Below are 24,939 nucleotides of genomic sequence, written 5' to 3'. Positions count from 1 at the left end.
CAATGGTTTGTTACAGTGAATGAGGAAGCGGCGGAAGTGGGCAGTTCTTCACAAATAAGATCATAGGAAAAAGGAGAGATTTACTTATGCGTTCCCTCACAACAAAAATGATAGGTCTTACTTTATGCGTCTCCATGCTGGCCGCCTGCGCCAAAACGACAACCGAGCCATCTGCGTCAGCACCTGCAGGGGCACCGACCGATACGAAAGCAGAGAAGGTCGAGCTTAGCTTCTATTATCCGATTGCTGTGGGCGGTCCTCTGACGGCTACGATTGAAAGCATGGCTCAGGAGTTTACCAAGCTTAATCCGAACATAACCGTTAAGCCGATATACACAGGCAGCTATGCGGATACCGCAGTCAAAACCCAAGCAGGCGTACAGAGCAAGAATCCACCCGATGTGGCTGTGCTTCAGTCTACCGAGCTGTTCAGTCTGCTGGACATGAACGCGATCGTTCCGTTGGATGATTTCATTGCCAAAGAAGGCGGCGATAAATATTTGTCCGATTTCTATCCGGCATTTATGTCAAACTCCCAAACAGGCGGGAAGACATACAGCATTCCGTTTCAACGCAGCACCATAGTGCTTTATTACAACAAGGATTTGTTTAAAGCGGCAGGGCTTGATCCAGAGAAGGCTCCTCAAACCTGGGACGAGATGAAGGATTATGCGAGCAAGCTAACCAAGAACGGGGTATGGGGCTTGGAAATTCCGGTGACGGGATATGCTTACTGGATGATGCAAACCTTTGCGCTGCAAAATGGTAAAAATTTGATGTCTGAAGACGGCAAAAAGGTCATGTTTAATACTCCTGAGAACGTGCAAGGGCTGCAATATTGGAGCGATTTGGCGAAGAAAGACAAAGTAATGCCGGAAGGCGTCACCGAATGGGGAACTGTACCTTCTGACTTCCTGGAAGGCAAGACGGCGATGATGTACCATACGACCGGCAACTTATCCAACGTAAAGAAAAACGCCAAATTCAATTTTGGTGTGAGCTTCCTGCCTAAAAATAAAAGCTTTGGAAGTCCAACAGGTGGTGGAAACTTCTACATCTTCAAAGATATCGATAAGAAAAAGCAGGAAGCAGCCTGGAAATTCGTGAAATTTATGACCGAAACGGAGCTTGCTGCACAATGGAGCATCGATACCGGTTATGTCGCTGTTAAAAAATCGGCCTACGATACGGAACGAATGAAGAAATATGCGGCAGAATTCCCCGCAGCTCTAATTGCCCGTGATCAGCTGCAATATGCCGCTGCTGAGTTATCCACACATAACAACGGCAAGGTTATGAAAGCATTAAACGATCCGATACAGGCCGTGTTGACAGGCAGTATGGCACCTGCTGAAGCTCTGCAAAAGGCACAGGAGGAAGCAGACAAGGCGCTTGCACCCTTTAATAAGTAATTGTTGAAAGCGGGGAGGCACTGCTGCGGCACTGAACAGGACGCATAGCAGACTGCTTCCCCTTACTTAACTTCATGATGTACGGACTTACTCAGATATTAATGCGAGGAGGCCCCCAATTGGGCAGCAAAAAATCAGTCTTTAGCTGGAAAACCAATGCGTTTGCCTGGATGCTTCTAGCGCCATCGCTTGTCTTTTTGTTTCTATTTACGTTCTATCCGATTGCCAAAACGATTCGACTCAGCTTTTATCAAGCCGATTTGGCGACACCGGTACCTATTTTCAACGGTTTGGATAATTATAAGCATTTGCTGGACGATATGGTTTTTTGGCAGGTCATGTCCAACAATATGTGGTTTGCGATTGGCACGGTCCCAACCTCGATCCTGTTAGCGATACTCATGGCGGTATTCACCAATAAAGTGATGCGGGGCACAAGTCTGGCACGGACCGCATTTTTTTATCCAACGTTAATTCCGATGATTGCAGTAGCTAATATTTGGTTGTTTATTTACACGCCGCAGTACGGATTGCTCAGCAGAGTCATGAAAGGCTTTATGCAAACCGATGTGAACTGGCTGGGATCACCGCAGTATGTAATGTGGGCAATGGTGATTATGGTAATTTGGAAAGAAGCCGGATATTTTATGATTTTTTACTTAGCTGGTCTGCAAAATATTTCTCCGGATTTGTATGAAGCTGCACAGATGGATGGTGTGGGACGCTGGACGGTATTTCGTAAAATTACCTTTCCACTGCTCATGCCAACAACACTATTCGTTTCCATTGTGGCCTTGACCAATTCGTTTAAGCTGGTGGATCACTTGCTGATTATGACCAAGGGTGGACCGAACAACGCCAGTAATTTGCTGCTCTATTATATTTACGAATCTGCGTTCAGCTTCTGGGATCAGGGAATGGCTTCAACCTTGACGGTTGTAATGATTGGGGTTCTTCTATTGTTTGCAGCGTTAAATTTCCTCGGACTGGACAAAAAAATTCATTATCATTGATGCCTCTCAAGGCCCAAGTAAGCTCCCGTGAGGGGGAGAAAGGCGATCCCTATGCTGCTTAAAAAATTGAATATAAGCCAATGGCTCTTATATATAGGTGCCGCCTTCTGGCTAGTGCCGCTGCTTTGGATGACGGTAACCGCATTCCGCCCCAGGCAAATTGCTTTGTCACCTTCATTTTCACTGGAGTTCACACTTGATAATTTTGCCCGGGTCTGGTCGGCTGCGCCCTTCGCGCAATACTATTTGAATACGATCCTGATCGTGGTGGGCGTATTCCTCGTACAGATGATTACGGCTTCGATGGCTGCCTTCGCATTTGCAAGAGTGGAGTTTCGCGCGAAAAATATCGTGTTCCTGCTGTTTCTTATCCAAATTATGGTGCCTGCCGATGTGTTGATTTTCCCGAATTACAGCGTACTGAAGGAATTGTCACTGCTCGATACCAAGCTCGGTGTGATGCTGCCGTATTTTGCATCGGCTTTCGGCATCTTTCTGCTGCGGCAGATGTTCAAAACGATCCCTCCAGAGCTCGACGAGGCTGCTGTAATGGAAGGCTACTCGAAATGGCAGATTTTGTGGAAAATCTATTTCCCGCTTTCCCGTCCAACTTATGTGGCCTTTGGGCTCGTATCCGTCAGCTATCATTGGAACAATTTCCTATGGCCTTTGATTGTTACCAACTCCGTAGAAAACCGTCCCTTGACGGTAGGTCTGGCTATATTCGCACAGTCGTTCGAGATAGGTGCTCAATGGACTGAAGTCAGCGCTGCTACGCTGCTCGTCATCGCACCGCTGATGATCGGATTCCTGTTATTTCAACGACAGTTTATGAACAGCTTCATTCATTCAGGAATGAAGTAATAACCAAGAAAGGATGATGAATATGCTGAAAGGTAATGAATGTTTGATCTCGACGTATGCTTTGGCAGATATTCCCTTGGATGAGGCGGTTAATCATTTAATCAATAAAGGCTGTAAAGCGATTGAAATTATGTGTGAAGGGCGTCATGGAGAATTGTTGGATTGGCCGCAGGAACGTCTGAATGGGCTGAAGCAACGTGGAGCCGAGAACGGAATCATCTGGACGATTCATGCTCCTATAGCAAACCTTAATCTGGCAACGGATGAGGAGGAGTTGATTCAGTCCAATATGGAACTGCTGCTTCGGACTTTGCAGATTGCGGAGCTGCTGGAATGTGCTTATGTGGTGCTTCACCCCGGAGAGCTGAGCAGGGACAAGGTGGATCAGGATGGCGCGAGTCATGAAGCAGCGCTGAGGATAGCTGCCTTTTTGCAGGAGATTGTGAACGAAACCGAAGGATCACAAGTTATCCTTGCTTTGGAAAATGTGCCTCCTTATCCTGGATTGTTGGGAACAGATAGCGTGTTTTTGAAAAAAGTGATCCATCTCGTACAATCCCGACGTGTGAAAATTGTTTATGATGTGGGTCATATGCATTTGATGGGTGAAGGGCAATGTGAACAGTCGTTTCAAAGCCTGCTGCCGTTTATAACGAGTATTCATCTTAGTGATAACCAGGGGCAGCATGATGATCATCTGCGGCTGGGAGCAGGAACCGTTCCTCTGAAATCGGTGCTAGCCATGGCCAACGAGTATAGTTATTCAGGTGCTTGGGTGCTGGAAATGAGCAATATGAACGATATCCGATTATCTCAGGAGTGGCTTGGTCACTAACGCTAAACATTTTTTTATTAAACGAACAATTATTCGATGTAATTGAATATATGTTTAATAAGGAAGTTTAAGGGGGGGGACGTCATGCAGATCCAGGTTGTCCGGCCAGGCCAGACGCTCTATCAGCTTTCACAAGCTTATGGTGTAAGTATTCAAAGCATTACAGATGCAAATGAGCTATCACCGGATAAATCGTTGGTCGTGGGACAGGCATTAGTAATCCCGATCACGGGTCAATACTATTGGGTAGAGAGCGGGGACAGCCTGTATACGATTGCCCATAAATTCAGGATATCACCGCAGCAGCTGGCATCGGTCAACGGTTTAGCACTAAACCAGCCACTCAACGTGGGCCTCAGGTTATATATTCCACCAAGGCCTCGCAGGAATATCGAGGTTAATGCTTATATCGAGCCTCGTGGTGATACGGTCTCACCTCCATTGCTCCAGGCAGCCCGGCAAGCGGCCCCCCATCTTACTTATCTTGCTCCTTTTAGCTTCCGCATCCAACGCAACGGTACTTTGCAGGCTCCTCCTCTTGGTGGCCTCCAGACCATAGCCAGTAATAACAATGTGACGCTTATGATGGTTATAACCAATCTGGAGCAACAATTCAGCGCAGAGCTTGGAGCAGCCCTGTTAAATGACGAGCAGCTGCAGGATACCTTATTGGATACGATTATTCAAACAGCCAAGCGGCTTGATTTCAAGGATATTCACTTTGATATTGAGCATCTGCGTCCACAGGATAGAGAAGCCTACAACCGTTTCTTACGTAAAGCAGCGGACATTATCCATAATGAGGGATTCTTGATGTCGACGGCGCTCGTACCCAAGACCAGCGCAACCCAAGTGGGTGCATGGTACTCGGCACACGATTACCGCGCCCATGGTGAGATTGCCGACTTTGTTATCATTATGACCTATGAATGGGGGTACAGCGGTGGGCCTGCTATGGCCGTATCCCCGATAGGTCCGGTTCGACAAGTATTGGAATATGCGTTGACGGAAATTCCCGCTTCCAAGATCATGATGGGACAAAACCTCTACGGATACGACTGGACCTTGCCCTTTGTGGCCGGGGGAGCGTATGCCAGAGCTTTAAGCCCTCAGGAGGCTATCAATTTGGCCCGTGAGCGGCAGGCTGCGATTCAATACGATTACGTGGCGCAGGCTCCACATTTCACATACTGGGACGATAATGGTAAAACCCACATCGTATGGTTTGAGGACGCAAGATCGATTCAAGCCAAATTTGATTTATTAAAGGAATTGAACCTTCGGGGGATCAGCTATTGGAAGCTCGGATTAAGCTTTCCTCAGAACTGGCTGCTCATCGAGGATAACTTCAATGTCATCAAAAAATAACAAGTCCGATAGATCACCCGCTTCTTTTCGATGAAGTTCCGAATAATAGCTAGCATGAGGCCTGCGTGATTGCAGGCTTTTTTCATTTACTTAGGTTATAATAGGAGAAGTATCAACATTCCATTTCAGGAGGTCATCTAGTGAATATTGCTTTTGTTGGTTTGGGGACTATGGGGCGGCACATGGCAGTCAACTTATTAAAGGCTGGATATAAATTAAGCGTTTACAATAGAGATCGGCGCAAGACAGAGGGTCTCGACCCTTCCGTCCGTGTTGTAGACTCTCCCGGCGAAGCTGCCCAAGGAGCAGACATCGTGATTACGATGATCTCTGATGACCGTGCAGTAAAGGAAGTTTATTTGGGTGAAGGCGGAATTGTTCCTGCGCTACAGCAGCAGCCGGGTGCCCGCACGCTTATCGATTGCAGTACAATCTCTCCGGATACAAGTCTGGAGCTGGCTGCCCACTTATCAGCAATTGGCGTACAGATGCTGGATGCGCCGGTTACAGGCAGTGAGCCTCAAGCTAAAGAAGCGCAGTTGACTTTTATCGTTGGTGGAGATCGGGAATTATTCGAGAGCTGCCTGCCTTTATTTAATGCGATGGGGAAAAAAGCGGTACATATGGGAGCGCAGGGTACAGGTTCGCAAACGAAGCTTGCCAATAACGCTTTGGTTGCTATTACGCTGGCAGGACTTTCCGAGAGTATCTCGCTCGTTCGCCAAGCTGGCATTGACCCCGCCTTATTTCTAGAGGTTGTAGCGGGTGGCGGAGCGCGCAGCGGCATGGCGGAGATGAAAGGACCCAAAATGCTGAGCGGTGACTTTTCGCCGCAATTTATGACTCGGCTCATGCTGAAGGATTTGAAGCTGGCCCGCGGATTGGCAGAATCGTTCGAGCTCCCGGTGCCTGCTTTATCGGCCGTCAAGGAGCTGTTTCAGGTTGCTTGCAATGATGGATATGGTGATGAAGATATGAGTGCGATTGTTAAATGTTATGAAGACTGGGGCAAAGCCGGAGCCAGCCATCGTAGCTAGGCTAGCATCATTCCCTGCATCACAAGTACAGGCTCACCCTGATTTCTTCGAATCATATTATCCTAAAGATCAGCTGGTTATCCAAGCTGATCTTTTTTTTCATTCTGGATAACACTCCACTCACTCTAAACCTGCAGGTGTAATTTTACGGATACGGATTTGATGGGTTGTCGTGCATGATCAGCAGCTTTATACTAAGGATAATCATGGAAGAATCCTGCTGTCAGGGAATCATTTATTAGAATAGGTGGAAAAAACCGACTATGTATTATTGGAAAGCACAGATCGAAAAGCCGATCGAATTCGTATCTGCAGGGCACTTTACCGCCGGTTATCCGTGGATTCACGGTAAACGTTCGATAAACAGCTTTGAGATTATCCTCGGGCTGCGCGACACTGCCTATATTCAGCAGGAGGATGAACAGTTTGAGGTGACTCCAGGCAGTGTACTGCTGCTCTTGCCGGAGCAGACCCATTGGGGTTATGCATATTCAGACCCGCAGGTTTCTTTTTACTGGCTGCATTTTCAATGTCCTGAGAGCAGTATGGAGTTCATGGATGAGAAGCAGGCTGAGGCCGAGCTTGGGCGTTACAAGCATAATCCTTATTTGGATCAAGGCATGCCATTTGTCCTGCTGCCGGCGTTTTTTAAACCACCTGAGGTGGACAAAGCGGGGATTTTGTTTCGTCAGCTGCTGCACATTGTGGAATCACGCTATTACACCCGGCAGGGGGCCGATTACATGCTGACTTCTTTATTAATTGAGCTGACGCAGCAATCGATGACTGCTTATACAAGCCCTCAAGGGGGAATGACTTCGAGGCACCAAAGGATGATGAGTGTGCTGGAGTGGATTCGCATCCATGCTGTCAAACCTATATCGGTTGATGATGCTGCACGTGAATTCAATTACAATCCCGACTACTTGACCCGTTTATTTAAAAAGGAAATGGGCATGAGCATGCAGGAATATATTCAAAAGGTTAAAATCGACCGCGCAAAGGAAGAGCTGGGCCGCACCGATCTTTCGATCAAAGAAATCGCCCATCGGTTGGGATTTGAGGATGAAAAATATTTTATGAAAGTGTTCCGCAAGCATCAGCAGATGACGCCTACTGAATTCCGACGCGCTTTTTACCGGACACATTTGAATAACAAGTAGATCGTCGAAATACCGTAAAGTAGACAACTGAAACACAGTGGGAGAAATGAATCATGTTCTTTCTCATAATTATAGACAAATGAAACGGCCTAATGGAAATGGTTAATTATCTTCAGCATGAAATCGATTACAATACAATCAGAGCGGTGTTTCAAATATCCACTTACGGATGGCAAGGAGGGCACCATGAGTATGAATAATTGGATTAAGGTGATGCGAAAAAATAAGCTGTTTTTCAAAATTCTGATGTACTTCTTATGCTTGCTGCTTCCTATTCTGTCCGTGTACCCGTTTGTTCAAAAATATTTTGTACAGGGGGTGATGGTTGGCTCGGTTAAAGGCTGATAGTATTCATTACAAAATAAAGGAGAACTTAACCATGAATATTCAATCCCAAAAACAATTTATATTTGAAGACGACCGCCCTTTTCCAAGCTGCCATGCTTCTACGCTGGTCGTATTGCCGAATGGCGACATTCTGGCTGCATGGTTCGGCGGTCTGCATGAGAAGGCTAGCGATGTGGCGATCTGGATGTCGCGGCGTACCGGAGAGAGCTGGTCAGCACCTTATCTAGCTGCAGATGAAGAGGGCATTGCCCACTGGAATCCGGTGCTTTTTGATGATGGTCGCAAGCTGACGCTTTATTATAAGGTCGGTCATGAAATCACAGATTGGTTCACGCGGGTTATTCATTCTGTGGATGGCGGACAGACATGGACGGAGCCGAAGGAGCTTGTTGAAGGCGATATCGGTGGGCGAGGACCGGTACGCAATAAGCCGATTTCCTTAAGCAATGGCACCATATTGGCGCCTGCTTCTATCGAGAGGAAGGACCCGGATGCGCCGGGCAAGCAAATTTGGGAAGCCTTCGTCGATATATCCGACGATTTCGGACATATCTGGAAGCAGAGCGGCCTTGTGCCCATGGAGGTCTCCAAGCTGGTAGGGGCGGTGCATTCACATGCCAAAGGGTTTATTCAGCCAACATTGTGGACGTCAGGCGGGACGCATGTCCATATGCTGCTGCGCAGCACCGAAGGCTTTATTTATCGCAGCGATTCGGAGGACAACGGAGAAACCTGGAGCCTGGCCTATCCGATAGAGCTGCCCAACAACAACAGTGGAATTGATGTCGTGCAGATGGACAACGGGCTGCTGGCGCTTATTTTTAACCCGGTGACTGGTTATTCCACAAGTAGTCCACGTACACCGATTGTCATTTGTTTTTCTTCGGACAATGGCAGTACATGGACGGATGAAATCAAGCTGGAAACCGAGCCTGGTGAATATTCATACCCAGCCATTGTTGCCAAAAACAATGAGCTGTATGTAACGTATACCTGGAAGCGGGAACGAGTCGCCTTTTGGCAGTTGACCTTGCAGCAGCAAGCGGTCCATAGCTAGAGTTGAAGAGTCGACAATCATGCTTCAAAAAAAGTCCGGTTCTCCCATCTGGGAAGTAACCGGACTTTGGTTTTATAGCAAAACGAGTTTTTTGATATAGGACATGTAAGCGGGCAGAGAAACCTCAGGTTCCTCCAGATAAGGAGCCCACTTCTTCTCATATTCCAGCGAGAGCCAGCCGTTATAGCCATTTTCCTTGAGAATACTGACAATCTGGGGGACAGGCACATCGCCATCTCCGATCAGACAAAGCTTTTTACCGTCTTCGCCTTTAATCGCGTCCTTGACATGGGTATGCTTGATGTAAGGAGCAAGCTCCCTGTAGGTAAGTTCAGGCTCTTCCCCATGCAAATAAGGATGCTCAAAATCCCATAGGACGCCAACACTGCTGCTGTCGGTTTGATCCAATATATGCTTGATGATGCGGTGATTATTAATATCTCCATGGGTTTCCAGCAGTACAGTAACGCCGGTTCCTTCTGCATAACGCCCTAATTCAGTCAGTCCTGATGCGATTTTCCCTGCGATTTCCACTTCCGAAGCACCTTCAGGAATGATGTCTCCAAATACTCGGATGTAAGGTGCTTGAAGCTTCACCGCAAGATCTATGGCATCCTTACCTTCCAGAATGGATGCGCGGTATTTCTCCTCATTGTGAAAGGCGCAGGATGTGTCCAGACAACAGATTTCCAAACCCTTTTTTTGTAAATCCAACAAAGTTTGCTCTATATTTTCGGGTAAAAACGGTCGCGCCCGGGGTAAGTACATCTCGCCTTCCACGCCTCTTAACTCAATACCGTCGTAGCCAAGCTGCGCGGCTGCATTCAGGGTTTGCTCCCAGCTCCAATTCGGGCTTGCCAATGTTTGAAATGCGATCTTCATCAGGTTCTCTCCTCAACTATAAATTATCGTATCGTACACTAATTACCCTTGTATTTTCCAGGAGAAATACCAACGGTTCGTTTAAACATTTTTAAAAAATTGGAGTAATCATTAAATCCACATCTTTCGCACGTATCTGTGACGTTATAGCCTTCAGAAAGAATTTCTTTTGCTTTGGAAATTCGTTTAAATAAAATATATTCATGGATGTTACTGCCGATATTTTTTTTGAAAATTCTCCCCATATAAAATCGATCCACATAAAACTTTTTGGAGAGTGATACAAGGGAAAGATCTTTTTCCAAATTCATGTCAATATAGTCCAGTAATGAAATTAATAAATCAGGCATTGTAGAAAGACTTTCTGAGCGATTAACGTCCATAAATACAATATTAATCAGAACCAACATTTCAACGAGATAATTCAGCTTTAAAATTTCATAGCCAGCATCGTTTTTAAGATTCTCCATTTGATTAAAAAGCCGCAGTATTTCAAGAGTCTGACTCGGTTTAAGAGAAATCTTATTTTGTTGGCCCTTCGGTTTGTTAAGAAAACAGTTCAGAAGATCGAGCCGTGGAGAATTGAAAGGACGGACGATGTGTGGTGCAAACTGTAGTGTTATTCTTTCGTATAACCTATCATTTCGAAAAGCCGGCTTATGAATTTCCTGATTATTGGTAATCATTAAATCGCCGTACTTTAAAGGATATATACTTTTTTCAACAAAGTAGTTCACATCACCTGATATTAAAAAGTAAATTTCAAACTCTTCATGCAAATGAAAGTTAACGTTATATAGGTTAGGATTTAAGAGTTTATGCTCATAACGAATGCAATCATCGATATTTCCATAAGCTAAATTCATCCATATGACCTCACTTTATCCTACACAAATGTTTCAGGCTGAAATAAACTATTGGCTTTGCTAGGCTGATTCTGCCGTCGAGATTATGGGTTTAACTCATCTGGCAATATCCACCGGTAAGGATAGTAATGTTTCCGTTGTAACTGTTCTCATCACCTTTCTGATTTGTAGTTGCGGTACGTGTGACATTCATGATAAGAATAGAGTATTATATAAGATATGCAATTTCATTGTAATTTTTGATGAAAATATGGACTAAATTGATGTTTCATGGGGGGATTGCACTGCCTATTACTTATTTAGACCAAATCGATCATTATATTCAATTTTTGCATGTGCAGCGGAAAAGCCATAGTATCGATTTTCATCTGCATCAAGGCTGTGAAATTTACTTTCTCCTTCAAGGTGATGTTAAATATTTTGTGGAAAAAACGGTCTATCCATTGCAATTCGGCGATTTGATTATTACGAATCAACACGAAATTCATAAACCGTCCTTTTCGTCAGATGTTGTGTATGAGCGGATTACTATTGAATTTGACCCCCTAATTGCTGCTCAATATCAGACTGAGGATTTCAATCCTTTATCCTGCTTCTATGACAGACCCATCGGTACAAGAAACAAGCTCTCTCTAACCAGTAATGATTCAGCAGCCTTACTTAGTTTATTTATGAAATATGATGCTTTAAAAAACCATCCTTCCTTAGGAAACGCCGTTATGAAAATGGGTTGTTTTATGGAAATCATGGTTCATATCAACCGTCTATTCCAAGAGCAGAAGATTACAGATCAAGGGCTTGATTTGCATCATAAACTGTCTCCCGTTCTGGACTATATTGAAATGCATTTGGGAGAGGATCTGAGTCTTGACCAATTGGAAAAACAGTTTTTTATAAATAAATATTACCTAATCAAGCTTTTTAAAAAGTATACCGGAAATACAATTCATGAATACATTATCTATAAACGTATCTCTCTGGCTAAAAAATTACTCGCAGAGGGCAGCAGTGTGACTGAGGCTTGTATGATCAGCGGATTTAACGATTACACCAGTTTTTTGCGTATGTTCAAGAAAAAAGTAGGGATATTGCCTCGGGATTATCAAAAGAATTATTTGGGATAAGCAGCTTGCTGTGGAATCCATAATGAAGCTAACCAACAAGATGCAGTAAGTCTCATAAGGAGACTGCTGCATTTTTTAATGCGGCCTCAAAGTGCACAAAAAACAATATTTTAATCACAAAAAACTATGATATATCCTTTGGAATATTTTAGAATAGCAGAGTATGATTGTTTATCCTTTTATATCTAATAACACCTTTTTTTGTATGCGCTTTCGTTTGTTTACGCAAAGAAGATTGAAGAACTTATCAAAACTCTAAACAAAAAAATGTCAGGGGGACTTAATCAATGAATCGTAAACTCGGCAAGACTTCAGCTTATGTCATGTCTTTTACTTTAATCACAGGCCTATTATCAGGCTGTACTTCCAATGCAACGCAGCCAACAAATTCACCGCAAAAGACCGAGGAAGCTATATCGTCAATCCAACTGCCCATCGTAAGTAAACCTATTACATTGAAAATGTTTGTGTCCATGGACCCCAAGGTTGCGGCAACAATGAAAAATTATAATGAAATAGCACAATTCAAAGAATTGGAAAAAAGAACCGGTATACATATCGATTTCATTCATCCTGCATCCATGGATGCGGCGGCAATCAAAGAACAGTTCAATCTTATGATAGCGTCAGGCGACTTACCTGATCTGATATATTATAACTGGATTAATGATTTTAACGGTGGACCTAATAAGGCTATCAAGGATGGTATCATCCTTCCACTCAATGATTTGGTAGATAAATATTCTCCCAATCTCAAAAAATTTATGAATTCTGACCCAAAAGCAAATAAACAAATCCGCACAGATGATGGTACGCTTTATGTATTCCCTGAGGCACAATCACCGGATCAGTACGCCAAGGTAAACCCGAATCCCAATCCCGCTTTTCAGACATTTGGCTGGCAAATACGTCAGGATTGGCTGGAAAAACTGAATTTAAAGTCACCTGAAACGATTGATGATTGGTATGAAGTGTTAACCGCTTTTAAAACAAAAAATCCTAGCGGCAGCGGAAAAAATGATGAGATCCCTCTGGCGCCTAAAGGAGCAGGGGATTTACAGAACTGGGTAAGGGCTTGGGGGATCAATTACGGTTTTTATCATGATGGGGATACCGTGAAATTTGGACCTTATACATCTGAATATAAGGAAGCGCTTACGACGTTAGCCAAGTGGTATAAAGAAGGATTGATAGACCCTGATTTTGGATTAACGGATGCCAAACAATTCGATACCAAGGTAGTAGGTAACCGTGCAGGCGCCTGGACGGGATCTACATCAGGAACCTTCGGAAGATTTGTTCAATTGATGAAAGCAAAGGATCCAACCGTAAAATTATTGGGAACGGTTCCGCCATACGTTAAAGGGACAAAATCATACAATTTTAATGCAGATGAAATCAAGGTTGCTAATGGCATTGGTGTAGCCATATCCGCCAAAAGTAAGTATGCCAAGGAGGCTGCGATGTGGTTGGACTATGGCTATAGCCCAGAAGGAGCATTGCTCAATACGTTTGGTATAGAAGGCGAAAGCTACAAGATGGTGAATGGTTCTCCTCAATTACTCCCTGAGATCACCAATAATCCAAAGGGTTTGTCTATTGATGAGGCATTATCCAAATATTCCAGAGGATCTGGCGGCTTAGCTTATGTAATGACACCTGAGATATGGCACCAACGCATGTCATTACCCGAACAACAGCAAATTATCGGCTTATGGAAAGCAGGCTCATACGATAGAATCATGCCGCCAGTAACGCCAACCATTGAGGAATCGACCAAAATGGCATCTGTTATGTCTGCGGTTAACACTTATAAGGATGAGCAATTCCTGAAGATCGTTATGGGACAGTCTTCTATTAGTGATTTTGATAATTATATGAAGACATTGAAGGGTATGGGAATCGAAGATGCCATCAAAATTCAGCAAGCTGCATACGACAGATATATGGCAAGAAAATAAGCTAGTATATCTGTAGAAGGACTGTTACCAATGGGAGGGAACTATGGATCAGATTAAGGTTGGTGACGCGGCACTTTCTGGAAATGTTTATCAGACGAAGAAACAAACCGGTTTTGTGCATAGACTTAAAAGAGATTTATATAAAAACCGAATGATTTATTGGATGGCATTGCCGGTTATGGCTTATTATATTATTTTCCAATATGTCCCTATGTACGGTGCTTCCATCGCTTTTAAAGATTTCTCCCCAATGAAGGGAATCTTGGGAAGCTCTTGGGTGGGCATGCAGCATTTTAACGATTTTTTTAAGGATGTATACTTTGGAAGAATACTAAGCAATACTCTCTTAATCAGCTTATATAACATTATATTTGGATTCCCGGCACCCATCATTTTAGCGCTCCTATTGAATGAAGTGAGAAAAAATGTGCTTAAGAGGTTTGTACAATCAGTTACGTATTTGCCGCATTTTATTTCTGTCCTGGTTTTATGCGGTCTGATTGTCGACTTTACTGCAAGAAACGGTATCGTTAATGATTTGCTGGCTTTCATGGGTATGGAAAGAATAACCATGCTGCTTAAACCTGAATTATTTAGAACGATTTATGTGAGCTCCAATATTTGGCAGGAGGTAGGATGGGGATCTATCATATATTTGGCTGCGTTAGCCGGAATTGATCAGGATCTGTATGAAGCAGCAACGATTGACGGGGCGGGAAGATTTAAGCAAATGCTCCATGTTACGCTGCCTGGAATTATGCCGACGATTATTATTCTTTTTATTTTGAGAATGGGAAGTATGATGAATGTTGGGTTTGATAAAATATTTCTCTTATACAATCCGATTACCTATGAGACGTCGGATGTTATTTCAACCTATGTATACAGAAAAGGGATTCTGGAAGCGAACTACAGCTTCAGTGCGGCAGTAGGTTTATTTAACTCAGTTATCAATTTCGTGCTTCTGGTAGTTACCAACAAAATCAGTAAAAAAGTGAACGAGACCAGTCTTTGGTAGGGAGTGGACAAAATGAATGTAAAGAGAAGTAAAGCAGAAATCATATTCGGATTCTTTAATATCAGCTTTTTATTGTTCCTTACATTAATCACGTTGTATCCATTTCTGTATGTTGCTTTTGCATCATTAAGTAATCCATCTTCGTTGGCCAGTCATTCCGGTCTGCTGCTCTGGCCGTTGGGATTCAATGTTGACGGTTATATCAATGTTTTTAAAAATCCCAATATTATAACGGGTTATACGAATACAATCATTTATGTGGTCGTGGGAACTATCATCAATGTTTTTATGACCGCTCTCGGAGCCTATGTATTATCCAGAAAAGGTGTCATGCTTCGAGATCCGATGATGATGATCATTGTGTTCACCTTATTTTTTAGCGGAGGTCTGATTCCCAACTATTTATTAGTGAGAAGCCTTGGCATGTTTGACACCATGTGGGCACTCATTCTGCCGGGAGCGATCAGTACCTATAATTTGATTATTATGAGAACCTCTTTCGCAGCAATCCCGGATAGTCTGGAGGAATCCGCGAGAATTGATGGAGCCAACGATATCACGATCTTGTTTAAAATCGTTCTGCCGTTATCGCAAGCCGTAATATCGGTTATGATTTTGTTTTATGCTGTGGCGCATTGGAATTCGTGGTTTAGTGCAATGATTTATTTGCGCAATAGAGATGCGTATCCTTTGCAGCTGTTTTTACGTGAGATTTTAATAAACAGCAGTACCGACAGTATGATCACAGGCTCCAACGGAAATGACAAAGAGGCAGTCAGCGAGATTGTTAAATATTGCACTATCATTATAGCCACTTTACCGATCATTGCCGTTTATCCTTTTATGCAAAAATACTTTACTAAAGGGGTTATGATAGGAGCAGTGAAGGGATAAGTATCAGCCCATGATGAGGGTAAGGACTATGGCACGGGATGGATACACAATTGATTATGGAAAAGGGGAGTTAACCTTGATAACTGAGGACCAAGTACAATTTTATCATGATAACGGCTACTTACTGGTAAAGGGTGTATATAACACTGAAGAAGTTAGGAGGTTCCAGGAATCAGTGGAAACCTTCCTGAAGCGTGCAGCCGCCTCTAAATTTGACCGGAGTCACGCTTGGCAGGGAGATTATTTACCTCCGGAACAATTGAAGAAGCTTGTGCTGAAAGGCTTTCATGACGTACAGTACCATGACGCCCAATTTACTCAAATGATCACACAATTGAAGCTGGTCGGTATATTCGCCAAGCTGATCGGTGACAATGTCCAACTGCATCATACCAAAATGATGGTCAAACCTCCGGAAAAGGGCGCTGCCTTCCCGATGCATCAGGATTATCCGTATTTTCCGCACACCAAGCATAGTATGATGCTAGCAAGCATCCATTTAGACCGAACGAATGAGGAGAACGGATGTTTGCATGTCATACCTGGCTCCCATAAACAAGGACCATTGCCCCACGTAGGAAGCTACTATTTGAACCATAAAGAATATCCTATTGAAAGTGGAACTCCCTGCATAGCTGAAGCGGGTGACGTATTATTTTTTAACTATTTAACGATTCATGGATCGCCGATTAACCGCAGCGACAGAACTCGTAGGAATATACTTGTACAGGTTCGTGATCCCGAGGATTTGCCGACGAATGATAAACATGTAAATTGGGGACAGGGGATGATGCTTCATGGTATCAATCCTTTATTCAGAAATTATAATTATGAAGGAAAATTATCGGAAGTTTAACTGTGGACAACGTAAATGAATCATGTGATTAGTCAATAATTCCTACTTTTTCATCAAAAATTACAAGGAAGTTGCATTTGGTACCCTTTAGAATAAGGAAGAACCTAATATCACAAATAATTGAGGGAGATGGATGATATGAGTGAACGGAAAATAAGTATAGGACTAGTAGGACTCGGGAACATCGGTTCCACACATGCCAAAATATTGAAGGAAATGAGCAATGTTCACATAGCAGGTGTATGTGATGTTGTTCAGGAAAAAGCGGATTCCTATGCCAAGGACCTGAATACGCAAGCTTATACCAATTACAAAGATTTGCTGGAGCAATCCGGGCTGGATGCAGTTATTATTGCCGTGCCGCATTATGATCACCCTACCGTTGCTGTGGAAGCCTTTGCACGTGGAATTCATGTTATGTGCGAAAAGCCGATTGCTGTTCATCTTAACGATGCCAAGCGTATGATCGATGCTTACGAGGAAGCTAAAAAGCAGCACCCGAATTTGGAATTCGCCATCATGTTCCAAGAGCGCACCCTACCTTTTTACCGTAAAGTGAAAAGTGTTGTAGACAGCGGCCAGCTCGGTAAGCTAACGCGTGCTACCTGGATCAATACGGCATGGTTCCGTTCCCAGGCTTATTATGACAGTGGAGACTGGCGTGCAACCTGGGCAGGCGAGGGCGGCGGTATTTTGACAAATCAGTGTCCACACACACTTGACATGTATCAATGGTTGTTCGGTGTACCTGCCAGCATTACCGGACATGCACATATCGGCAAATATCACAATATCGAAGTCGAGGACGAGGTAACCGCATACTTTGAACATGCTAACGGCATGATCGGGCATTTGATGGTGACGACAGCTGAGTCTCCGGGAACGAATCGAATGGAAATTATCGGTGAACACGGCAAGCTTGTGCTGGAGGAAGGCAAGCTGGTTCTTTATAAAAATCCGATGTCCATGCTGAAATACTCCAATGAAACCGAACAAAAGTTCAGCAAAATGGAATTCGAAAAGATCGAGATTGAAGTCGATATTAATGAGCCTTCCGGACATCAAGTGGTGACTACCAAATTTGTTGAACGGCTGCTGAACGGTACCGGAGAGCTTATCGCTCACGGCGTTGAAGGTGTAGGCGCACTGACTTTGGCAAACGGTATTATGCTGTCCTCGTTCCAAAAACAGACGGTAACCGTTCCGATTGATGCTGATGCTTTTGAAGCCAAGCTGAAGGAACTGATTGCCGGTTCAAAATTCGTTAAGAAAGCGTCAGCAAGCTTGTCGCAAGAAGATATGTCCAAATCTTTTGGCAAGTAATGAATGGAGAGGGGACCTCGCTGTGAGTCATGTTAAGCTTACTTGTTTTGCCGATGAAATAGCTTCCGATTTAAATGAACAGCTGGATGTTCTTGAGCAGGAAGGTATTAAATATTTGGAGTTACGTGGAGTATGGGGCAAAAATGTGCTTGATCTGAATGAAGAAGAGCTGAATCAAATACAAGCAGCATTACAACAACGAGGTTTTCGTATTTCATCTATTGCTTCACCGATCGGCAAGTACTTAATAACGGACCCCTTTGAACCACAACTTGAGGCGCTTGATAAGGCGATACACGCGGCGCATTTGTTTGAAACTCCGTTTATTCGCATTTTTTCTTATCGGCTGCCTGAAGGTGAACCCGTTGAAGCCCATCGTGCAGAGGTGCTGTCCAGACTGAAGCAGCAAACAGAGACTGCCAGCCGCCATGGAATCATTTTGATCCTGGAAAATGACAGTAATTTGTACGGTGCAACTGACGACTGCTGCCTGGACATTTTTGCCCATTGCGATTCGAAGCATATGCGTGCAGCGTTTGACCCTGGAAATTATGTAATGAATAACGTTCAACCCATGCACGACGCTTATCCCAAGATCGCTCCCTACATCGACTATGTCCATATCAAGGATGCTACACAGGTGCCCCGTCAATTCGTACCAGCTGGTGTAGGTGAGGGTCACATTGAGGAATTGCTCGTTACATTAAAGGAACGGCAGTATGACGGTTTTCTATCGGTAGAGCCTCATTTAAAGCATTATTTGCCTGAAGCAAGCGATTCGGAGCGTGTTGTTACGGCAATCCGCGCATTAAAGGTATTGCTTGATAAGGTAGATCAGGCTTGGGAATAGCATTGTCATAATTGAATTCAAACCGGCTCTTCACTCGAATATTTTTCGGGAGGGAGCCGTTTTTTTGTGTATCGATTATTCGATCTCTGCTTTGCTTACCCCCGATATCCCTTGGGAGATATTCCGTACAGCTTCGTAAAAGCACGAGTGAAAGAAAACAAATCCGGATACCCGAGAGAAAGCGCGATTTCAGTTACTGAAAGATCGGTTTTCTTGAGCAGCTGGCTGCCCTTTTCCAAACGAAGCCTTTGTAAATACTGCATCGGGGAGCAGTCAAACTCTTTCATAAAAGCAGTATACAGATGGGATCGGTGCACACCCATATACCGCGCAATATCGTCTATTTTGATATTTTCGGTACAATGCAGCTCCATATAGGGTTTGACCTCGGCAACCCAATGGCGCTGTGGCATGGCTTGTTGAATGTCGGTGTTTTGTTTGATTCGCCACAGCAGCTCAAATAGCAGACTTTGCTCGCGCATTGAATCAAGTTTGCCTTTTTGAAAATATTGAATGAATTGTCTGATTGTCGCCCATACGCGATGGTCCAGCGCCTGTCGTAGATGAAACGATGCATCCGTCAAACCCACCTCTAACAGTAAGAAAGTGACCTGTGGGCCATCAAGCGCTAGCCATACCATGTGTAGTTCCTCAGAACAATCCGGTATCGCTTGATACATATACGATTTCCCAGGAAATAGACAGAAGGCATCGCTCTCCACCAGCTCTACCGTTACGCCTCCGCTTGTCACCTGAACTTTCCCTGATTGAATCAAATGAAATCCATATTGCTGAATGCTTTTCGGTCCGACAACATAATGTGGTTTCGCTTTATTATGCCCAGCCCGGACGATCCAACTGCCGCCTGCTGCTTGCATAGGTGTGGGAAGTGAGTACCAATGCTCAGCAAATTCATGGGCGTATTCCTGCATATCCATCGTCAACTCCCTGATAACCTGTCCTACCTTCAGGATAAATCAATAGACAACATAATGACAAGTACAACATATTTGCATTTTCACGGAAAGGAAACCGATTTATACTATAAAGATAAAGAAATCGATTCCTAACAGGAGGATTGCATAATGAGTAAGCCCAACATATTGCTAATTACAAGTGACCAACAGCATTGGAATACCCTTGGCGCTTTTAACGGTGAGATTTCCACTCCTAATCTGGACAGATTGGTAAAGCAGGGAACAACCTATACGAGGGCTTATTGTCCGAATCCGACTTGTACACCTACGAGAGCTTCTATTGTTACCGGCATGTATCCGAGCCAACACGGAGCCTGGACCTTGGGCACGAAGCTTTTGGAGGACCGACATACCGTTGGTGAAGATTTTAAACAGGCTGGTTACCGAACAGGACTGATCGGGAAGGCGCATTTTCAACCGCTAAAGAGTACGGAGACATATCCTTCCGTGGAGTCGTACCCTATCATGCAGGATCTGGAATATTGGAAAAGCTTCAACGGGCCCTTTTACGGGTTTGATCATGTGGAGCTCGCACGCAATCATACGAATGAAGCCCATGTGGGACAACATTATGCAATCTGGATGGAGCAAAAGGGCTGCACCAACTGGCGTGATTATTTCCTCCCACCGACCGGAACGATGGATCCGTCCGTGCTGCATAAATGGCCTATTCCTGAGCAATTTCATTACAACACCTGGATAGCCGAACGAACCAATCATCTACTTGAAGATTATAGTCAGAATGGGGACAGTTTTTTTCTATGGGCAAGCTTTTTTGATCCACACCCTGATTATCTCGTACCGGAGCCTTGGGATACGATGTACGACCCGGAGCAGCTAACCATTCCAACCGTGACACCTGGTGAGCATGATCAAAATCCGCCGCATTTTGGAATGACTCAGGAGCCGAATCCGGATTTCTCGCATTTACTGGAAAGCGGCTTTGGTATCCATGGCTACCATTCCCATAATCGGCACTCGGAGAGTGAACGCAAACAGCTTGTTGCGACTTATTACGGGATGATCAGCTGTATGGACAAGTACATCGGCCGGATTTTGGATAAGCTCGATGAACTGGGGTTAACGGATAACACCATTGTCGTGTTTACAACAGACCATGGTCACTTCTTCGGTCAGCATGGTTTGCAATATAAGGGGGGCTTTCACTATGAAGATCTGATCAAAATTCCTTTTATCGTCCGTTATCCGGACCATGTGCCAGCAGATGTGCAATCTCCGGCTATTCAATCGCTCGTTGATCTCGCGCCGACCTTTTTGAGTATGGCCGGAATCGCAGTCCCTCACAGCATGACGGGTGTCGATCAGAGCGAGGTATGGTATGGAAAGTCCGATCAGGCGCGGAACCATGCCATCTGTGAATTCCGCCACGAGCCGACTACAATTCACCAAAAAACGTATGTAGATCAACGATATAAAATAACAGTCTACTACAATCAGACCTATGGCGAAATCTTCGACCTGCAGGAAGACCCGGGTGAGCTGAATAACCTGTGGGATGACAGCAAGAGTGCAGCATTGAAGACAGAGCTGCTGTTGAAATATGTATGGGCGGAGCTTGGAAAAGAACCGCTGCCGATGCCGCGCATTTGGCACGCTTAGACGTCACCAATATAAAAAGATGGTTTCCTTGTAGCGGAACCATCTTTTTTATCTCCATTAGGTCATAAGGAGAGCCTATCAGGCTTATATTCACAATAATCACTCGCGACTATTGTTCACCTCTATTACAATTTCGATGAGCTCTCCGACTCCACCTTCTTGTAATTTTTCTTGTATTCAGACGGATAACACCCAACAAATTCTTTAAATAGCTTTGTAAAATGTCTTGTACTGAAATAGCCAACCTGCTCGGCGGCTTGCTGTACCTGTACCATTGGATCAGACAGCAGCTCCTGCGCTTTCAACATCCTGAGTTTGGTCACATACTGCATAAAGGTCGTTCCTGTTCGCTTATGGAACTGACTGCTTAAGTGATTGGGAGTCACACTGAACTCTTCTGCAGTACGACCTAATGTTAAATCTCCTGCATAGTGCTTTTCTATATAAGCAATGGTCTTGCCTACCAAATCAGGCTTAGTATCGACTTGTCGAATCTTTTTATCCAGAAGATGTACGCCAAGACCTTTGAGTGACTGCAGCCATTCCGCTTCCCCAGTTGGAATGAGCACGGGCGCTTGGATGGAGCAGTTGAGAAACCGTGAAAAAGCCAATGAAGTTTCTAGAGATACCGAATTGCACTGCTCTGAATAGTATTTAACAAATTGCTCAATCGTATCCATATAGCCTACATATTGTGCTCTGTGGTATTCATCTACTGCTTTATTTAAGAGGTGGCATAGCTGAGAAATCATTGGCTGTGATTCAACTGCAAGTAAATCTGCTTGAGTCCAACTGTGTGAGATTCCCAATGAGCAGCGGAGATAAGAAAGCTTATGAAGCATATTTACCTCAGCTAGCAGGGATATATAAGAATCGCATTCACCAGATTGTACCAGTGTAAATGCCTGACCCGGCTCCTCAGCCTGCTGTACCAGCTCGGCGTGAGCAGAGAATAGCTGCTCCAATTGCTCTGCGCCCTGTGATGTCTGGTACTTCCCGACTACAGCCCAATCCCCACTGGGCAGAATTAAAGTAGCCAACTCCAAATCCTTGTGGGAATACCGCGACATTGCTGAGCGAATGGCACTGATCAACAGCTTGATGGCTGCAGATTTTTCCGTTTCCGAGTAGCAGCTATCCATATAAATAATCTGACATCGAATCCCGCTGTAAGGCTTAGGTGCCGGTTCAATTTCTTCCCAGTCGCGAATGAGACCGTGAAATAAAGATAACATGTCCGACTCAAAGAGCTTGTTCTTCTCACTGATTTGCAGAAATGCCGTTTGCTGTATTTTGGCCAGTAGTACACGTATATCCTGAATATCGACCGGCTTCAGCAAATACTCCATCGCTCTCAGTCGGAGAGCCTCCTTGGCATATTCAAAATCAGCGAAACCGGTTACTATAATCCATTGGGTATCCGGTGATAACGGGGCTGCTTCTTGAATCGCTTCGAGACCTGATTTGCCGGGCATTCTAATGTCTACAAAAGCTGCCTCAGGCTTGATACGTTCAGCTAATTGAATCAGCTCTTTACCGTTGCGTGCTTCATAAATATGCAAATCCGGGCAAATTTCCAACAGCATAATCGATAACGCTTCCCTTGCCAATTGTTCATCATCTGTAATCACAATATTCATGGTGCCAGCTCCTCTTTGTTAAGAGATATAGTGATCGTTATGGTAGTTCCCTGTCCTGGGCTGCTAACCAGTACAAATTCGTGTTTATCCGGAAAAGCGAGCGCTAATCGCTCCTTAACATTGCTTAAACCGATATGCTGATCATCTATGTGTACGGAAGTATCAAATCCTAATCCGTTATCTGAAATGCGAATGACAAAGCTTTCTCCGTTATCGCTATCTGGAGCCATTTGAGCGCTTACTTCAACCATGCAAGGATGCTCACAAGGCTCGACGCCGTGAATGATAGCGTTTTCGACTAACGGCTGAATCAGCAGCTTGGGAATATAAATAGGTGCCAACTCGGGTGCCAATGTGATGTTTATTTGTAAGCGATCACTAAAACGTATGCTCATCAGCTCGCCGTATTTGTGAATACTGGAGAATTCCTCCTCCAGACTGCAGGAATCATGAGAGGTTAAGAAGTAACGGAGCATTCCGCTTAACGATAATATAGCACGCTCCAGCAGCGCATGTTCTCCTTTTCGGTTTAGACTCACGAATGCATTTAATGTATTATACAGAAAATGAGGGTGAATTTGTGACTGCAGTGCGCGAAATTCGGCATTTCTTAGCTTCAGCTTGTTCAGATACTCATTCGTAATTAATTCATCCAACTGACTGATCATTTTGTTCAAAACGGTTCCCAATTGAGCGATCTCATCCTGTCCTCGAACGGAAAAGCGTTTGTTCATATTGCCAAGCTGAACCTGGCGCATGACGCCGATCATTTCTTTGAATGGTGTCAGTAAGGTTCTGGAATAGGCCAAAAACAAGAAGAAGGTAAGCACCACGCCAGCTGCTGCAAATATCGCTCCCGTTAAGCGCATCCAATGGGTTTTAGAGGCAAGCTCTGCTTTGGATAACCAAACGGTAATTTTCCAGGAGCTGGTCGAAATTTCCCTGGATACAGCTACATAGGAATGCTGATTAAAATCGTTATTGGTCGGGTTTTTCAGAAATTGGTTCAAAGCCTCATGAGATAAGTTCGTATTCGAATAAATCAACCTTTGATCCTTGTCCGTAATCGTAACAAAAGAATCTGCGTTAACGGAAATTTGTCTTACGATTCGATCCAAAATGATCGTATCGGCATCAGCCATAATGACAGCAAGCGGTTGTTTGGAGTCAGGATCCTTAATTAATCGTGCTACCGAGAATACCTCCGGGACAGCAGTCAGCTTTAAATAATCCTGGGGATGGACATTCACAAAGGCTACTCTTCCGTTAGCTGCAACGGCTTCACGATACCAGTTCTGCTCTGTATAAGGATAAGCGTTACGAGTTTCAGTCAGCTGCGAGCTGCTATCATTATAGTAGACAGAACCATCAATAGCCACAAGCAGTGTGCCTAATATATCCTTACGTAAATTCACTAGCAAGCTCGGAAGTGTATGGTACAAGGTATAGTCGGCTTTAAACTTGGAATACGGATCAAGAGGACTATTGACGCCCCGGGCTTTTTGCTTGAGAGAATTCATCACATCATTATTCGTGTAAGGAGAGATTGTGACTCGTTCCAAATCGTCCAGATACGTTTGAATGTTTTCGGTCAAGCCGATCAAGGTAGCGTCGGTAAGCTTTTCCGTTTCTTTCGTGATAATTTTCACATAATAGGCAGGCATCACAAAAGCAATTATAATAACAGGAATCAGTATCGTTAACGAGTAGAGCAGAATCAGTTTCACTCGAATCGAGATTTTTGGCTTATTCAAGAGAGACTCCCCCTGCATTAATTTGAGGTCGATTATACTTGAAAATGAATAGGGTTGCAAGATTAATTATGAGCGCC

At 44.2% G+C, this 24,939-nt stretch carries 22 protein-coding genes; 17 read left to right on the top strand and 5 right to left on the bottom strand.

Annotated features, from left to right (window positions below; translation table 11 throughout):
- The first annotated feature begins 86 nt into the window (after positions 1–86).
- The 9 genes from OB236_RS03945 to OB236_RS03905 all read left to right on the top strand — a co-directional run bounded on the left by OB236_RS03945 (position 87) and on the right by OB236_RS03905 (position 9,097).
- Positions 87–1,412, top strand: a complete 1,326-nt coding sequence (locus tag OB236_RS03945; protein WP_262682867.1) for an ABC transporter substrate-binding protein — start codon at positions 87–89, stop codon at positions 1,410–1,412.
- A gap of 170 nt (positions 1,413–1,582) precedes the next feature.
- Complete coding sequence (locus tag OB236_RS03940) at positions 1,583–2,425, top strand: carbohydrate ABC transporter permease (RefSeq protein WP_372237347.1); 843 nt, start codon at positions 1,583–1,585, stop codon at positions 2,423–2,425.
- Positions 2,426–2,476: 51 nt separating this feature from the next.
- The gene (locus OB236_RS03935; RefSeq protein WP_076229402.1) at positions 2,477–3,289 is read left to right on the top strand and encodes a carbohydrate ABC transporter permease; all 813 of its coding nucleotides are present in this window, start codon (positions 2,477–2,479) and stop codon (positions 3,287–3,289) included.
- 22 nt (positions 3,290–3,311) lie between these two features.
- On the top strand, positions 3,312–4,124 hold the full coding sequence (locus tag OB236_RS03930) for a sugar phosphate isomerase/epimerase family protein (RefSeq protein ID WP_262682866.1): 813 nt from the start codon (positions 3,312–3,314) through the stop codon (positions 4,122–4,124).
- Between the two features lie 84 nt (positions 4,125–4,208).
- A complete protein-coding gene (locus OB236_RS03925; protein WP_262682865.1) occupies positions 4,209–5,492 on the top strand; it encodes a glycoside hydrolase family 18 protein in 1,284 nt (427 codons plus the stop codon).
- Between the two features lie 140 nt (positions 5,493–5,632).
- Positions 5,633–6,529, top strand: coding sequence for an NAD(P)-dependent oxidoreductase (locus tag OB236_RS03920; protein ID WP_262682864.1), 897 nt, complete (start codon positions 5,633–5,635; stop codon positions 6,527–6,529).
- A gap of 263 nt (positions 6,530–6,792) precedes the next feature.
- Entirely contained in the window at positions 6,793–7,692 is a 900-nt protein-coding gene (locus OB236_RS03915) for a helix-turn-helix domain-containing protein (RefSeq protein WP_076229406.1), read from the top strand.
- A 192-nt stretch (positions 7,693–7,884) separates the two neighbouring features.
- The gene (locus OB236_RS03910) at positions 7,885–8,037 is read left to right on the top strand and encodes a hypothetical protein (protein ID WP_262683082.1); all 153 of its coding nucleotides are present in this window, start codon (positions 7,885–7,887) and stop codon (positions 8,035–8,037) included.
- 34 nt (positions 8,038–8,071) lie between these two features.
- Positions 8,072–9,097 carry a sialidase family protein gene (locus tag OB236_RS03905; RefSeq protein WP_262682863.1) on the top strand — a complete coding sequence of 342 codons (1,026 nt, stop codon included), beginning with the start codon at positions 8,072–8,074 and terminating at the stop codon, positions 9,095–9,097.
- Between the two features lie 72 nt (positions 9,098–9,169).
- Here OB236_RS03905 and OB236_RS03900 read toward each other — a convergent pair whose 3' ends face one another.
- Both OB236_RS03900 and OB236_RS03895 read right to left on the bottom strand, forming a co-directional pair.
- Entirely contained in the window at positions 9,170–9,979 is an 810-nt protein-coding gene (locus OB236_RS03900) for a sugar phosphate isomerase/epimerase family protein (RefSeq protein WP_262682862.1), read from the bottom strand.
- A 38-nt stretch (positions 9,980–10,017) separates the two neighbouring features.
- On the bottom strand, positions 10,018–10,845 hold the full coding sequence (locus OB236_RS03895) for an AraC family transcriptional regulator (RefSeq protein WP_262682861.1): 828 nt from the start codon (positions 10,843–10,845) through the stop codon (positions 10,018–10,020).
- A 242-nt stretch (positions 10,846–11,087) separates the two neighbouring features.
- Here OB236_RS03895 and OB236_RS03890 point away from each other — a divergent pair, with 242 nt between their 5' ends.
- From OB236_RS03890 to OB236_RS03860, 7 genes are all read left to right on the top strand, one after another.
- Positions 11,088–11,969 carry an AraC family transcriptional regulator gene (locus tag OB236_RS03890; protein WP_262683075.1) on the top strand — a complete coding sequence of 294 codons (882 nt, stop codon included), beginning with the start codon at positions 11,088–11,090 and terminating at the stop codon, positions 11,967–11,969.
- A gap of 287 nt (positions 11,970–12,256) precedes the next feature.
- Entirely contained in the window at positions 12,257–13,930 is a 1,674-nt protein-coding gene (locus tag OB236_RS03885) for a type 2 periplasmic-binding domain-containing protein (RefSeq protein ID WP_262682860.1), read from the top strand.
- Between the two features lie 43 nt (positions 13,931–13,973).
- Entirely contained in the window at positions 13,974–14,948 is a 975-nt protein-coding gene (locus OB236_RS03880; RefSeq protein WP_408638402.1) for an ABC transporter permease, read from the top strand.
- Between the two features lie 12 nt (positions 14,949–14,960).
- Complete coding sequence (locus OB236_RS03875; protein WP_076229413.1) at positions 14,961–15,842, top strand: carbohydrate ABC transporter permease; 882 nt, start codon at positions 14,961–14,963, stop codon at positions 15,840–15,842.
- A 76-nt stretch (positions 15,843–15,918) separates the two neighbouring features.
- Positions 15,919–16,698 (top strand): phytanoyl-CoA dioxygenase family protein, encoded by a 780-nt coding sequence (locus OB236_RS03870; RefSeq protein WP_262683073.1) that lies wholly within the window; start codon positions 15,919–15,921, stop codon positions 16,696–16,698.
- A 138-nt stretch (positions 16,699–16,836) separates the two neighbouring features.
- Positions 16,837–18,021 (top strand): Gfo/Idh/MocA family protein, encoded by a 1,185-nt coding sequence (locus OB236_RS03865; protein WP_262682859.1) that lies wholly within the window; start codon positions 16,837–16,839, stop codon positions 18,019–18,021.
- Positions 18,022–18,043: 22 nt separating this feature from the next.
- Positions 18,044–18,871: a sugar phosphate isomerase/epimerase family protein gene (locus OB236_RS03860; protein WP_262682858.1), complete on the top strand. Its 828-nt coding sequence runs from the start codon at positions 18,044–18,046 to the stop codon at positions 18,869–18,871.
- Positions 18,872–18,966: 95 nt separating this feature from the next.
- On the opposite strand, the gene OB236_RS03855 is transcribed toward OB236_RS03860, so the two are convergent.
- Positions 18,967–19,809 (bottom strand): AraC family transcriptional regulator, encoded by an 843-nt coding sequence (locus tag OB236_RS03855; RefSeq protein WP_262682857.1) that lies wholly within the window; start codon positions 19,807–19,809, stop codon positions 18,967–18,969.
- Between the two features lie 147 nt (positions 19,810–19,956).
- Here OB236_RS03855 and OB236_RS03850 point away from each other — a divergent pair, with 147 nt between their 5' ends.
- Positions 19,957–21,468, top strand: a complete 1,512-nt coding sequence (locus OB236_RS03850; RefSeq protein ID WP_262682856.1) for a sulfatase family protein — start codon at positions 19,957–19,959, stop codon at positions 21,466–21,468.
- A 125-nt stretch (positions 21,469–21,593) separates the two neighbouring features.
- Here OB236_RS03850 and OB236_RS03845 read toward each other — a convergent pair whose 3' ends face one another.
- Complete coding sequence (locus OB236_RS03845; protein ID WP_262682855.1) at positions 21,594–23,108, bottom strand: response regulator transcription factor; 1,515 nt, start codon at positions 23,106–23,108, stop codon at positions 21,594–21,596.
- Complete coding sequence (locus OB236_RS03840) at positions 23,105–24,862, bottom strand: cache domain-containing sensor histidine kinase (RefSeq protein ID WP_262682854.1); 1,758 nt, start codon at positions 24,860–24,862, stop codon at positions 23,105–23,107. Before OB236_RS03840 ends, OB236_RS03845 begins: the two co-directional genes overlap by 4 nt.
- Positions 24,863–24,939: the final 77 nt, after the last annotated feature.

This window comes from Paenibacillus baimaensis (assembly GCF_025567575.1).
The sequence above is the reverse complement of the archived record's forward strand: the minus strand, read 5'-3'. Positions and strand labels throughout refer to the sequence as shown.